The sequence below is a fragment of the Burkholderia sp. KL41 genome (genome assembly GCF_057005415.2).
Map to the genome: position 1 here is coordinate 129064 of NZ_CM174447.1, position 13589 is coordinate 142652.

Genomic DNA, 13589 nt, shown 5'->3' on the forward strand with positions numbered 1-13589 from the left:
TTCGGTAGAAGTTCGATTCGCAATTCAATGGGTCGGCGACGGCGGCGACAGCTCGATGTCCGAGCCGTTTCGGGTCATGACGACCGGACCTGTTTCGCCCAGCGTTTTCAGCCGGTAGCCGTCGGCGATCTCGCCGCCCGGCAATACGGCATCGCGGACGCCGCAGCGGCGTCCGCACAGCAGGAATGTCTTGCCGTCGCCCTCCAGCACGACGATGCGCTGCCCTTGCGTGCGCCATTCGCCGGCAATCTCGAACGGCATCGGCGGCGCGGCGGCGGCGTCGATCGGATCGCTCAGCGCCGGCGGCTCCGCCGCGGGCGGCTCGACAGAATCGGGCGTGCCGGGGGGCGCGTCTTCCGCGCCGAGCGACACCCAGCTTTGGGCCGGAAATACGTCGACGATGCGCGGCTGGCCGACGGGCTCGTGCGCCAGGCTGCCGCCGGAGGCGGCAACGGCCAGCGCCGCCGCGACGCGTATGAAGGTGAGGCGCATCATGCGTCGGGCCCCAGCAGGCTGACCCGCAGATCGACGTTGACGACGGGGCTGTTGATCTTTTCGCGCTCGATCGTGACGTTCTCGATACGCACCATCGGCTGGTTGGCGATTTTCCGCATCGCTTCGCGCAATCCGGCGTAGCTGCCGCTCAGCGCGATGCTGATCGTGAGCCGTCGCAGCTTGCCTTTCACCTCGGCCTCGCGCCGGTAGGTCGCGTGCTTCCGTTCGAGGCCGTTCTGCGACAGGATCTCGAACAGCGAATACGCCTGCTCGCGGCTGCGCAGCTGCTGGACGTCCTGCAGCGTCATGCCGCTGGCGCCGGCCTTCGGGCCGGGCTTGGGCAGCGCGGCTAGATCCTGGGCGAGCGCGCCGCGCGTCGCGTCGAGTCGCGCGACGTCCGGCTGGATGTAGAGCGCGTGCAGGCCGAGCAGGCCGACGACCGCGCCGGCCGCCAGCAGCCCGGGCACGCCGAGCTTGCGGGTCGCGACGTAGCGCCCCCAGCGCAACCGCGCAGCAAGCGCCGTTTTGTCGATTGCATTCAGGTGGGTCATGGATGTTCGATGCTCAGGCTGAAGTGAAAAATGGCCTTGCCGTCCTCGGTCTTCGTCCGATGCTGGAGCAGGCCGATCATGCGGTCCGGATGGCGGTCGTGCAGGCGGTCGACGAACAGGTAGATGTGCGACAGCTCCGCGGCACCGCCTTCGATGCGCGCCTCGCGGCCCGCCTTGTCCACCGTCAGCGACTTCAGCGCGATCTGCGGGGTCCATGCGTGCTCGATCCAGTCGACCACCGACAGGCCGGATCCCTTGTCGGTCATCGTCTGTTCGGCCAGCACGCGCTCGATGCGCCGCTGCTCGGGCGTCTTGGCCTTCTCCCGCCGCTGTTCGCGCTCGATGACGCGCTGACGCTGCTCGATGCGCTTCTCGACCTGCTCGACATCGTCACGCAGTGCTTCGACGCGGTTCCATTCGCTGCCGGCGAAGAGGCCGGCCGCCAGCGCGCAGCACAGCGCGATGCCGGCCCACGGCGTCAGGCGCGTGCGCGGCGCGACGAAGTTCAGTTCCGACAGGCGCTTCATGCCGGATCCTCCGCCGTGACATCCATCGGTTCGACAGTGCGACCCTCGGTCGGCGCGCACGCCGCGTCGCCATCGGCGAACATCGAGCCGTCGAACCGGCATACATGCGCGTCGCCGCCGGCCGGCTGCCCGGCGATCAACGCCGCCGCGGCGAACCAGTCGTCGGGGTGGTCGCCGGCGCGCGGCAACGTGACGATGTCGGCCCATTCGCCCGAACGCCGGAAAATGCACGTCACGACGTGCGGCTGGCGAAGCGCGAATTGGAAATCGTTGCCGACCAGCCGGGCGGCGTGCGAGGCGAGCGACGCCGACAGCGCGTCGCGGAAGCTGGCGAGCCGCCAGCCGGCCGCGCGGCTCGCGTCGACGAGCGCCGCGAGGAGTTCGTCGCAGGCCGCGACCGCGAGGCGCGCGCGGCCGTGCCGTTCGTCCTCGATGAGGATGCGCAACGCGCCGCGCTGCGCGCGCGCGGCGAACAGCATGCGGGCATACGCATCCCACGCGGCGTCCGACACCAGGCCTTCCTGCCAGGGCAGCACCACACCGTGCGACCACGGATGGCCGACGACGACGTGGAGGCGGTTGCGCATCGGCAGGCGCACTTTCGGCAGGCCGGCGAGCACCTGCGCGAGCGCGTCGGCCGGCCGGCCCTCGTGGGCGACGACGGCGAGCGGTGCATCGGCGCGCCGTGCGCGCCGGCTTTCATGCGCCCGGACGTGCAGCGTATCGGCGTCGATCAGCACGGTGACGTCATTCCAGAGCGATCGCACGCTGCACCTCCTGGAATGTCGTCATTCGTGCGCGCACCGCCGCCAGCCCCGCGTCGCGCATCGACTGGTAGTCGGGGCTCTCCGCGAGTGCGCGCGCGCGCTTCTCGATCGAGCGCTCGAGCAGGGCCGCCTTCAGCGGCGCATCCAGCGCAAGCACTTCGGCAAGCCCGATCCGGCCGTGATAGCCCGTGCCACGGCACGTGTCGCAGCCGGCGCCGGGCGCCACCTCGCGCCGAAGCACGTCGGGAGGCGCATCGGACAGATCCGCGCCGCTCGTCGCCGGGGTGCCGCAGGTCGCGCAGATCCGTCGCACCAGTCGCTGCGATACGACGCCGTTGAGCGCCTCGAGAAAGGTCGACGGTTCCACGCCCATGTAGATGAAGCGGTCGATCACGCTGAATCCGTCGTTCGCGTGCACGGTCGACAGCACGCGGTGGCCGGTGAGTGCCGACTGCACCGCGATCGACGCGGTTTCCTCGTCGCGGATCTCGCCGACCATCACCGTGTCCGGATCGTGCCGCAGGATCGAACGCAGCCCGCGCGCGAAGGTGAGGCCCTTGCGCTCGTTGACCGGAATCTGCAGCACGCCCTTCAGCTCGTATTCGACCGGATCCTCGATCGTGATGATCTTGTCGTCGCCCGTGTTCACCTCGGACAGCACGGCATAAAGCGTCGTCGACTTGCCGCTCCCGGTCGGCCCCGTCACGAGCATGAGCCCGTAGGGGCGATGGGCGAGCGCACGCACGCGGCGGGCGGTCGACGCGTCGAAGCCGAGCACGTCGAGGCTCACGCTGTCGCCGCGTTGCGACTTGTCGAGCACGCGCATCACCGCGTTCTCGCCGTAGGTGCCGGGGATGATGGAGACGCGGAAATCGATTTCGCGCCCCTGCATCACGATCTTGAAGCGGCCGTCCTGCGGCACGCGTTTTTCCGCGATGTCGAGGGCCGCGAGCACCTTGAGCCGCGACATCGTCTGCGTGGCGACTTCGATGCCGGGAATGTGGCGGATCGACTGCAGGACTCCGTCGATCCGGTAGCGGATCGCCAGGCCGTCCGCCGCCGATTCGAGGTGAATGTCGCTCGCGCGGCTCTGCAGCGCGTCGTACAGCGTCGAGTTGACCAGCCGGATGATCGGGCTTTCGTCCCGGGCGATGCTGGCGAGCGAAATCGATTCGGTCACGCGCGCGAGCGTGTCGCCCGATGCGTCGATCGTCACGTCGTCCATCGCGCGTTCGTTCGATTCGAGATCGCCGAGCAGGCGCTCGACTTCGCCGGGGGTGCTCATCGCGAGGCTGACCGGCCGGGCGCCGACGCGCGAGAGCAGTTCGTCGCGCACGGTGCGCGCGAGCGGATCGGCGACGACGATGCACGGTGCACCGTTGTGCTCGATCGGCAGCGCGCGCAGCGCCAGCGCGTCGTGCAGCGGCAACAGGTCGAAATGCGTCGGCGCCGCGCGCAGCGTGTCGGCGTCGATCGGATCGATGCCGAGGCAGGCCGCCACTTCGTCGAGACGCGTCGCGTCGGCGCGCATCAGGTCGTTGACGTACTGTGCGAAATCGATGCCGGACGCCTCGCTTTCCGCGTGCCAGCGTTGAATCAGGTGTTGCTTAGTCATCTTGAATTCTCCAGTTGGGAAGCGGGAAGGCGGGCACCTGGCCGACCGGGACCGCTATCCGACGCTGCCGGCCAATTCGAAGATCGGCATGTACAGCAGCAGGACCACCGCGCCGACCGTTGCGCCGACCGCGAGCATCAGCACCGGTTCGAAAACCTTGCTGATCATTTCGATCGACCGGTCGAGCGCGCCGTCATGAAACTGCGCGATGTGCTCGCACATCCCGCCCAGGTCGCCGCTCTGTTCGCCGACGCGCAGCAGCCGCTCGGCGACGGAGGTCGTCAGTGCATGGGCCGCGAAGACGGTCGATACCGATCGTCCGGCACGCAACTCGGTCAGCGCGGCCGCGAGGCGCGCGCCGAAATGCGCGGGCAGCACCTTGCCGGACAACTCCAGCGCGTCGATCACGGGCGTGCCGCCCGCGATCAGGAGTCCGACGGTTCGATAGAACCGGGTCAGGGCGAACAGCGCACAAACGTCGCGCACCTTCGGCGCCCGCCACATCAGCCGCTGCGCCGCGCGCTTCGCGGCGGCCGAGCGCACCGCCAGCCCCGCGCCGACGGCCGCCGCGGCGACCGTCATGCCGACCGCCGCGCCGTTCTCGCGCAACAGGGTCGCCCACCAGAGCATCACCTGCGCGGTCGGCGGCAGCGTGGTCAGCGACTCGAACACCACGGCGAAACGCGGAATCACGAAAAAGGCCATGAACAGCAGGATCGCGATGCCGACGCCGATCACGACCGCCGGATAAATCAGCGCGCCGGTGACCCGCTTGCGGATCTGCTCGATCCGCACTTCGTATTGCTGGTAGCGCTTCAATACGGCGGGCAGCTGGCCGCTGTCTTCCGACGACGCGATCGTCGCGACGAGCAGCCCCGGAAAGACGTCGGGCTGTTGCGCAAGCGCCGCGGATAACGGCTGCCCCTGATACATCACCGACAGGATCCGGTCGATCACCTGCTTCGACGCCTTGCCGGCATCGTTCTTGTCGCGCAGCGCCTCGAGCGCTTCGATCAGCACGAGGCCCGCATCGAGCAGCGTCGACAGTTCCTGGAGGAACAGCGCGAGCGCAAATTTCGGCGCGCGCTTGCGGCTGACCAGGCGTGCGCGGCGAATGTCGAGCGCGACACCGCCTTGAGCCGCGATCCGGGCCCGCACGTCCGCTTCGCTCGCTGCTTCGATCGTCTGCAGGGCGACCTTGCCGTCGGCAAGCACCCGAACCTGAAACGATTGCATGGCTACCTCCGCCATTCGTCGAGCAACGCCAGGCTGGCGGCGCGATCGCGGGTCAGCGTCTGGTACTCGCGCCAGACCTTGGTTGCATACGATTTGCGCACCGGTCCGCGCTTCTCCGACGATCCGGCGTTGTAGGCGCCGACGGCATTCCATGTGTAGCCGTGCCGTTCGATGAAGCCGGCGAGAATCGACGCGCCGGCGTCGATCGACGTACAGGGCTCGCTGATCAGGCGCTTGTGCGTGACGCCTGTCTTGATCAATCGCGGCAGGTGCGAGCTGTTGATCTGCATCAGCCCGATGTCGTAGGTGCCGTTGCGGTTGTAATTGATCGCGCGGGGATTCAGCGACGATTCCACTTTCGCGATCGCGACGAGCAGGAGCGGATCGATACCGTGCCGCTCGGCTGCCTGGGTAAAGCAATCCTTGGCTGCGGCACCGGACGCGCAGACGGCGATCGCCGCCGCGACGGTCCAGCGACGCAGGCCCTTACATGCCGTAGACGAGGTCCGCATCGTTGCCGCTCCCTCCGACACGACCGTCCCGACCGAGCGACACGATCTCCGCCTCGCCGTCGCGGCCCGGCACGTTCCACTGATAGGCCCGGCCCCAGCCGTCCTTCGGCACGGCCTTCGCGAGATAGGGGCCGTTCCACCCGTCGGTGTTCTGCGGTTGCTTGACCAGCGAATCGAGCCCTTCGTCGGCGCTCGGATAGCGGCCCGTGTCGAGCCTGAACTGCGTGACCGCGTCGCCGAGCGTCTTCATCTGCGATTCGGTCGAGCGAACCTTCGCCTTGTCGACCTGCGAGAAGAGTTTCGGGCCGACATAACCTGCCAGCAGCGCGATGATCAGCAGCACCACCAGCAATTCGAGCAAGGTGAAGCCACGCTGGCCTCGTTTCTTTGTCCATTTCGGATAGTTCGATTTCACGTTGTATGCCCTCGGTTGAAGTTCCGACGCGATTCGCGGGTCGGAGTGTCGTCGTATTGCGGACGACTGATGAATGGCGCGCTGTGGGGAAGGGGCTTGTCCGAGCCCGGGCGCCGCTTGATGACGTCATTTTGCAAACGCGACGCAGGCGCGGCAATTTTCATGAAGGATGTCTCAACAAACTTCGAAACGCGCCGCGCATGCGCCCGTCGAGGACGGGCGAGCCGCACGCCAACGGCGTGCGGCTCGCGGGATTCATGCTGGAATCCTTACTTGCTGCATGCGCCGAGATCCTTCCAGACCTTGCCGGAGTGATCGGCGCCGGTCGTCGCGGGCGAGCCCGGTACGTCGTTCTGGGTCCACCAGCGCGCCTCGTAGGTGCGGCCGTCGTGCTGCACCTTCGCGCCGCCCGTATAGGCCGTGCCCTGCTTCCACGCGGCCTGGCACTGCGCGCCTTCGCCGCCGCCCGTGCCGCCGGTCAGCTTGAACGTGACGGTTTCCTGCTTCAGCGTGCCGCCTTCGATCTGCGACGTCGCCACGGCCGTGTGCGCGCCGGCCTTCGCATTCGCGATGTCGACGCTCAGGTCGCCCTGCATCCGCATCGTTGCCGACTTCGAGCCGACCAGCGAATTGGCCGCGTCGTACACCTTCATCGTGACGCTGGTGTCCTTCGTGTGATTGAACTTCAAGAAGAACTTCGCGGTGGCCTTGCCGTTCTCGATCTTGAATTCGGGGTTGCTCGTGACGCTGAAACCTTCGTCGATGCCCGATTCCGGCTTCTTCTCGACCGTCGTCTCCGTGCGCACGATGCCGCTGCCGCTCTTGGCGAACACGCTGTTCGCGCCCAGCCCCGGCTCGATACGCCCGTCGCGCTCGATGCCTGCCAGCAGGCTGGCCGACTGCACGCGGTTGATTTCCTTCGCGAGCAGCATCGGCCACATGTTGCGTTCGCCCTGTTCGGCCGTGCCGATCGTGACGGTCGTCTTCATCGACGGCACTTCACCGCCCGACTTGAACACGCGGTTCATGACCTTGTCGCCGGCCTTCAGGTCGACGGTCGGCGCGATGGTGCCGACGGACGACCAGCTCGGCTTGCCCGGGTCGGTCGGACCGCCGTCCGCCTTGATGTTGAGGTCGGCCACGTTGTAGAACATGCCGGCCGTGTCGCCGACGTGCCACGTGCTCAGCATCACGTGATGCCCGGTGCGGTCCGACGGAATCGTGCAGTTGTGCGGCCCGATCGCGTCGGCCTTCTGCATGCCGCCGTCGACCGTGCAGAACGGCGTCAGGTCGAACTGGTCGCGCGTCAGCGGCAGGTTCGGGTTCCAGCCCTGCTTCGTCAGGTAGTACTTGAAGTTCTTCGTCACGTGCGGCGCGGTGAACGTCCAGTTGAACTGGTGCGCGCCCGGCTTGATGTCGTTGGCTTTCCAGCGGTCGACGGATTGCTCGTTGAGTTCGCTGAACTGCACGACGCCGCCGCTTGCGATCTGTCCGTCGGGCGCACCGGCCTGAGGGAAGCCCTGCTTGCCTTCGACGCTTTGCGGTTCCCATGTGACCGAGCCGCAGTTGAAGTTTTGCGCCGGGCCCTGCTTCGAGCTGCACATCAGGTTGCGCGACGGCGGATCGGAGAGGTAGCCGTGCGCGAACGCATGTTGCGCGAAGAACATGGATGCGCATGCGACCAGCGGCGAAAGTTTGAAGAGCGTTCGGCTCGCGGTGTGTTTGTTCATGGTGTGTAGGAGATGGATCGTATCTGTCGGTACTGCTTTCGAAAGAGCGGTTGATCGAAGCCGGCACGGTGCCCGGCGTTTGCGCGTCGTGCATCGAGCGGGATGCGACACGGGTTGCAGTTTCCGCGAGCGCGGCGGGGGCGGGAATCTTCCTGAACGATTCATCAAGAATCCGGCTTCCGGCTTATGAAAAGCCCGCATTTCTTGAGACATCCTTGAGATTGATTGGCACGGGGCGGCGGGGAAAAAACAATGCGACGGTCGATTCAGACACTCTTTCAATTTCTCAAGGACGATCCTCAAATTGCGCCTGAATAAACTCAACCTCAATCCGTCGCGTACCGGCGGTGCATCCGGCCGCACCCAGACGCTTGCATTCGCGACGATCGCCACGGCCAGCGCGCTGTGTTTCGCGAACGCCGCGTTCGCCGCCCCCGGCAAGCCCAGTCTCAAGCAATACGAAATCACGTCGAAGCCGCACGGTTTCGTCGAGATCGATCTGCAGAAAGCGGGCACCGCGCCCTACAAGGACCTCATCAAGCTCAACAAGAAGGTCGACGTGCCGTTGCCGTTCGACATCTGGAGCAACGGAACCGCGGTGAAGGCGGTCGCGGTGGTCGACGGCGCGGTCGATGCCGCGTCGGAACTCAAGCTGACGCCTGGCGGCACCCAGAGCGGCACCGTCGTCGCCAACGTCAAGACGCCGGGCGTGAAGAAGATGCAGGTTCGGGTGATCGACGCGAACGGCGCGTCGACGGACAGCGCGCCGATCGACGTGGTCGTGTTCGACACGATTCCGGAACTGGCCGATACGCTGCCCGACAACGCGAGCAAGGCGCACAAGCGTTTCAAGAACACGTCCGGCTCGGTGGTCGGCACCTACTTCGCGACGTGGTCGGTCTACGACCGCAAGTTCAACGTCGACAACGTGCCGGTCGAGAACCTCACGCACATGCTGTACGGCTTCGTGCCGATCTGCGGCGGAGCGAACATCAACGCGTCGCTCGCGCGCGACGTACCGAATTCGTTCCGCGCGCTGCAGCAGACGTGCGCGGGGCTGCCCGACTTCAGCGTGGCGATCCACGATACGTGGGGCGAGATGGGCATGACGCTGCCCGGCCAGACCGCGAACTCGAAGCTCAAGGGCGTGCTTGGCCAGATGATGGCCGCGAAGAAACGCAATCCCGACCTCAAGATCCTGCCGTCGATCGGCGGCTGGACGCTGTCCGATCCGTTCTTCCAGCTGCACGACCCGGCCAAGCGCAAGGTGTTCGTCGATTCGACCGAGCAGTTGCTGCGCACCTGGAAGTTCTTCGACGGTGTCGACATCGACTGGGAATTCCCGGGCGGCAAGGGCGCGAACGGCGCGATCGGCAATCCGCAGACGGACGGCGCGCTGTATGTGACGCTGATGAAGGAACTGCGGCAGATGCTCGACCGCGTGTCGGCGGACACCGGCAAGACCTACGAGTTGACGTCGGCGATCGGCGCGGGCAAGGACAAGATCGACGTGGTGAACTACAAGGAAGCCACGAAGTACATGGACTACATCTTCGACATGACGTACGACTACTACGGTGCGTTCAGCCTGACGGAGCTGGGTCACCAGACGGCCCTGCACGCGCCCGCGTGGAAACCGGACACCAAGTACACGACCGACAACTCGATCAAGGCGCTGCTTGCGCAGGGCGTCGATCCGAAGAAGCTCGTCGTCGGCGCGGCGGCATACGCTCGCGGCTGGAACGGCGTGTCGGGCTATACCGACGGCAATCCGTTCACCGGCACCGCGAAGGGGCCGCACAAGGGGCAGTGGGAAGCCGGCATTCTCGACTACAAGAAGCTCAAGGCGGAGATGATCGGCCCGAACAACGCGGGCATCAACGGCTACGAGTACCACTACGACCAGACGGCCGAGGCGCCGTACGTGTTCAACAAGAGCACCGGTGAACTCCTCACGTTCGACGATCCGCGCTCGGTGAACGCGAAGGGCGACTACGTGCGCAAGCAGCAGCTCGGCGGGATGTTCTCGTGGGAAATCGACGCGGACAACGGCGACATCCTGAACGCGATGCACGAAGGTCTCGGCCACGGCGACGGCGGAAGCGGCGCGGAGAATCGTCCGCCGCTCGCGAACGCGGGCACGGCCATGACGGTCACCGGGCCGCAGACGGTGACGCTCGACGCGTCGAAGTCGCGCGATCCCGACGGCGACAAGCTGACCTTCAAGTGGGAACAGATCGGCGGCGATCCACTGAAGATCGGCAGTCCGGACAGTGCGAAGGCGACGGTCGACGTGCCGGCGGTCAAGCAGGACACCCGCTACACCTTCCGTGTGACGGTGACCGACCCGGCCGGGCTGAAGGATGCCGCGCAGGTCGTCGTGACCGCGCAGGCCGAAGCGTCGGTCGAGCCGCCGCCGGCCGAAAACCGTCCGCCGGTCGCGCGACTCAGCGGTCCGGCGCAGGCGGAAGGCGGTCAGGCCGTGGCCCTGTCGGCCGAGAAATCGACCGATCCGGACGGCGACAAACTGACGTTCCAGTGGACGGCGCCGTCGGGCATCGACGCGCAGCCTTCCGGCGCGACGCTGCGCTTCACCGCGCCGAAGCTTGCGAAGGACCAGTCGTTCACGTTCTCGGTCAAGGTCGGCGACGGCAAGCTGTCGTCCACCGCGCAGCACACGGTGCTCGTGAAGGCGACGGAGACGGGCGGCGGCAACGGTGGTGGCGGCAACGGTGGCGAAGGCGGCCAGTACCCGGCTTACAAGGCCGGTACGCAGTACAAGGCCGGCGACGTCGTGTCGAACCAGGGCAAGCTGTACCAGTGCAAGCCGTTCCCGTACAGCGGCTGGTGCTCGGGTGCACCGGCGGCCTACGAACCGGGCAAGGGCACCGCGTGGAACGATGCGTGGACGGTCTTCGGCAACGGTGAAGGCGGCGGCAACGGTGGCAATGGCGGCAACGGTGAAGGCGGCGGCAACGGTGGCAACGGCGAAGGCGGTGGCAACGGCGGCAACGGCGGCGGCGAAAGCGGCGGCAACCATCCGCAGTACAAGGAAGGCACCAAGTACGGCGCCGGCGACATCGTGTCGAACAACGGCAAGCTGTACCGATGCAAGCCGTTCCCGTACACCAACTGGTGCTCGATGGCTGCCTGGGCATATGAGCCCGGCAAGGGCACCGCGTGGGATCAGGCCTGGGAGGAACACAAGGACTGACGCACACTCCCCGGTTACGCCGGGCCGCGGCGCAAGCCCGGACCGGCGCCGAACCCGTATCCTCGAACCGGCATCGACCGATGCCGGCCTCGCCCCCGCCTCGTGCGGGGGTTTTTGTTTTTGGCGGCCGCCGGGCCGCTATGCGGCGGCGTCCGTGCCCGCGCGGGTCATCGGCAAGTGCACGGTGAAGCGGCTGCCTTGCCGTGGCGCGGACGTCACGTCGATCGATCCGCCGTGGCGCTCGACGACCGTCTTGACGAACGGCAGCCCGAGCCCGACGCCGCCGCTTGCATCGCGATACGTGCCGTTCACCTGGAAGAACGGCTCGAACAGCCGCGGCATCGCCTCGGCCGGGATGCCGATGCCGTTGTCCGCCACGGCGATGGAGACGTGGCGCTCGTCGGAGGTGATCCACACGTCGACGACCGTGCCTTCGTCCGAATACTTGATCGCGTTGTCGAGCAGGTTGGTCAGCGCGCGGAGCAGCATGTCGCGATTGCCGAGCACGAACGCTTCGTCGCCGTCTTCATGCGGACCCTCGACGCGAATCCGCTTCGCGCCGGCACTGTGCCAGACCTGATCGACCGCTTCCATCGCCAGGTCGCTCGCGGACACCGGTATGTAGGCGCTCTGGTCGAGATGCTCCGCGCGCGAGAGCTGGGTGAAATCCTGCGCGACGCGCAAGCTGTAGTCGACGAGCTTGTGCAGGTCCGCGAGGAAATCGGGATCGGTCGAACCGTTGCTGACGCTGTGCTGCTCGAGCAGCGACAGCACGGTCGAGAGCGGATTGCGAAGATCGTGCGCCATGTGGCGCAGTGTCATGCGGTCGCTTTCGACCGCCGCCGTGATGTTGTGGATGTCGACGAGGCAGATCATGCTGGCCGTGGAGCGATGAGGATCGCCGTCGCCGAACGGCGTCACCATCATCATGTGCGTGCGCGCATTCAGCGTGAGTTCGGCCGAGTGGATCCGCCCGGTTTTCTTCGCGGCGAGGATTTTGTCGTAGGCGATGCCGATCACCTGCCGGGCGGCCGCATCGCTGTCGACGTCGATCGATTTCAGCATCGCGTTGCCACGTTCGTTGCACATCAGCAGGCTGCCGTCCTGTTCGACGAAGATGGGATAAGGCAGCGTATGGATCACTTCGACGTAGGTCGACTGCCATTCGCGGATGAGCGACATCGCCTGCGCGACATCGTCGTCCGTCGGCGCCGCATCGTCGGCGTCGCCCGTTTTCGCAAGGCCCGCGAACGCATGCCGCCCCGCCAGCCCGCGCAACCCGCGGTATTCCTTCATCAGCGCGGCGCGCAGGCTGCCTGCCCGCCGCCAGCCGCAGACGGCGAAGATCGTCACGCACACGGCAAGCAACGGCCCGACCGGTGTCCAGTATGCGCCGTACACGAGCAGCGCCGTTTCGCCGGCGACGTAGGCAGCCAGCCACGCCAGCGCGAATCCGTACATGCGTCGGCCCGGCACGAACAAGCAGATCAGCAGCATGCCGATCGCGACCGCGATGCTGACGACCAGCTGGATCCCGGCCGGCACGCGCCGCATCAGGTGGCCGTCGAGCAACGCTTCGGTGGCGAGCGCATCGACCTCGACACGCCTCACCCTGCCGCCGCTTCTCGTCGACAGATAGAACACGCCCGTCATCTCGGACATCCCGTCGCCGATGAACACGATGCGGCCGTGCCATGCCGACGCGGGCACGCGGCCCTTCAGCACGTCGACGAACGAGTAGCTCGCGAGGTCGAAGCGCAACGGAAGGCCCAGCAGGATCGTGCCGTCTTCGACTCTTCCCATCCGGGTGACATGCGGCTGCACGTGGCGACGCACGTCGCTGTCCGACAGCGGCACGTTGGCGACGCGGATCGCCTGCAGACCGACATGAGGAATTTCGTCGCCGCTGCTGCTTTTGACATAGGGCACGATGCCCTGCACCAGATGGTCGCTGCTCAGCACGACGCTGCGCTGGCCGATCGCCGCGGCCGCTTCCCGCAGCGACCGCGCCGGCAGGATCACGGTATCGGCCCTGTTGTGAACCGGCGACATCTGGGCGGGCAATACCACGCGGCCGTGCCTCGCGATCGCGGCCGCCAGCAACCCGTCGTCCTGCGCCGGCGAGATCATCGTCATGTCGAGGACGACGCTCGACGCGCCGGCGACGCGATCCAGCACCCCCGCATAGGCCGTGCGCGTGTAGCTCCCGCTGTCGCCCAGTTCGGCGAGCGTCTTCTTGTCGACCATGATCACCGCGACCTTGTCGCGCGGCCCGCGATCGATGCCGGATGAAACGACGTGCCAGTAGAGTCGATCCACGGGCGAGAGCAGCGTCTCGACCGCGGCGGTGCAGCTCAGTGCCGCCAGCGCGGCAACGCCGGTCAGCAGCAGCCATGTGGACGGGCGTGCCGACGCTGCGATTCCCGGAACCTGGCGGAGCCTGTCGAGCATAGGGCGGCGTCTCCCCGAACAAGATGTTGTTGGATGTCGACCGGGATGCTGCGGCGCCGGGCGCCCCGGGCAAACG

At 66.8% G+C, this 13589-nt stretch carries 11 protein-coding genes; 1 reads left to right on the forward strand and 10 read right to left on the reverse strand.

The annotated features are described in order from the left end of the window. Window positions 1–24 precede the first annotated feature (24 nt). From PQB87_RS18240 to gbpA, 9 genes are all read right to left on the reverse strand, one after another. Complete coding sequence (locus PQB87_RS18240) at window positions 25–495, reverse strand: hypothetical protein (protein WP_226143866.1); 471 nt, start codon at window positions 493–495, stop codon at window positions 25–27. Further along, complete coding sequence (locus PQB87_RS18245) at window positions 492–1046, reverse strand: hypothetical protein (protein ID WP_059688078.1); 555 nt, start codon at window positions 1044–1046, stop codon at window positions 492–494. Before PQB87_RS18245 ends, PQB87_RS18240 begins: the two co-directional genes overlap by 4 nt. Then, entirely contained in the window at window positions 1043–1573 is a 531-nt protein-coding gene (locus PQB87_RS18250) for a hypothetical protein (RefSeq protein WP_059688077.1), read from the reverse strand. The genes PQB87_RS18245 and PQB87_RS18250 overlap by 4 nt, the downstream gene beginning before the upstream one ends. Then, window positions 1570–2340: a hypothetical protein gene (locus PQB87_RS18255; RefSeq protein ID WP_489243445.1), complete on the reverse strand. Its 771-nt coding sequence runs from the start codon at window positions 2338–2340 to the stop codon at window positions 1570–1572. The genes PQB87_RS18250 and PQB87_RS18255 overlap by 4 nt, the downstream gene beginning before the upstream one ends. Then, complete coding sequence (locus PQB87_RS18260; protein WP_489243446.1) at window positions 2321–3955, reverse strand: GspE/PulE family protein; 1635 nt, start codon at window positions 3953–3955, stop codon at window positions 2321–2323. Before PQB87_RS18260 ends, PQB87_RS18255 begins: the two co-directional genes overlap by 20 nt. A gap of 54 nt (window positions 3956–4009) precedes the next feature. Next, window positions 4010–5191, reverse strand: coding sequence for a type II secretion system F family protein (locus PQB87_RS18265; protein ID WP_060067933.1), 1182 nt, complete (start codon window positions 5189–5191; stop codon window positions 4010–4012). Between the two features lie 2 nt (window positions 5192–5193). After that, window positions 5194–5703 (reverse strand): transglycosylase SLT domain-containing protein, encoded by a 510-nt coding sequence (locus PQB87_RS18270; protein ID WP_233344368.1) that lies wholly within the window; start codon window positions 5701–5703, stop codon window positions 5194–5196. Then, window positions 5678–6118, reverse strand: coding sequence for a type II secretion system major pseudopilin GspG (gene gspG, locus PQB87_RS18275; RefSeq protein ID WP_059688073.1), 441 nt, complete (start codon window positions 6116–6118; stop codon window positions 5678–5680). The genes PQB87_RS18270 and gspG overlap by 26 nt, the downstream gene beginning before the upstream one ends. A 269-nt stretch (window positions 6119–6387) precedes the next feature. Then, the gene (gbpA, locus tag PQB87_RS18280; protein WP_233344367.1) at window positions 6388–7785 is read right to left on the reverse strand and encodes an N-acetylglucosamine-binding protein GbpA; all 1398 of its coding nucleotides are present in this window, start codon (window positions 7783–7785) and stop codon (window positions 6388–6390) included. A gap of 367 nt (window positions 7786–8152) precedes the next feature. Here gbpA and PQB87_RS18285 point away from each other — a divergent pair, with 367 nt between their 5' ends. Next, complete coding sequence (locus tag PQB87_RS18285) at window positions 8153–11062, forward strand: glycosyl hydrolase family 18 protein (RefSeq protein WP_489243447.1); 2910 nt, start codon at window positions 8153–8155, stop codon at window positions 11060–11062. A gap of 138 nt (window positions 11063–11200) precedes the next feature. On the opposite strand, the gene PQB87_RS18290 is transcribed toward PQB87_RS18285, so the two are convergent. After that, a complete protein-coding gene (locus PQB87_RS18290; RefSeq protein WP_489243448.1) occupies window positions 11201–13513 on the reverse strand; it encodes an ATP-binding protein in 2313 nt (770 codons plus the stop codon). Window positions 13514–13589: the final 76 nt, after the last annotated feature.

Bases quoted from the DNA above. Each gene is read 5' to 3' on its own strand.
- PQB87_RS18240 (WP_226143866.1), bottom strand. From the start codon at position 495: ATGATGCGCCTCACCTTCATACGCGTCGCGGCGGCGCTGGCCGTTGCC.
- PQB87_RS18245 (WP_059688078.1), bottom strand. From the start codon at position 1,046: ATGACCCACCTGAATGCAATCGACAAAACGGCGCTTGCTGCGCGGTTG.
- PQB87_RS18250 (WP_059688077.1), bottom strand. From the start codon at position 1,573: ATGAAGCGCCTGTCGGAACTGAACTTCGTCGCGCCGCGCACGCGCCTG.
- PQB87_RS18260 (WP_489243446.1), bottom strand. From the start codon at position 3,955: ATGACTAAGCAACACCTGATTCAACGCTGGCACGCGGAAAGCGAGGCG.
- PQB87_RS18265 (WP_060067933.1), bottom strand. From the start codon at position 5,191: ATGCAATCGTTTCAGGTTCGGGTGCTTGCCGACGGCAAGGTCGCCCTG.
- PQB87_RS18270 (WP_233344368.1), bottom strand. From the start codon at position 5,703: ATGCGGACCTCGTCTACGGCATGTAAGGGCCTGCGTCGCTGGACCGTC.
- gbpA (WP_233344367.1), bottom strand. From the start codon at position 7,785: ATGTTCTTCGCGCAACATGCGTTCGCGCACGGCTACCTCTCCGATCCG.
- PQB87_RS18290 (WP_489243448.1), bottom strand. From the start codon at position 13,513: ATGCTCGACAGGCTCCGCCAGGTTCCGGGAATCGCAGCGTCGGCACGC.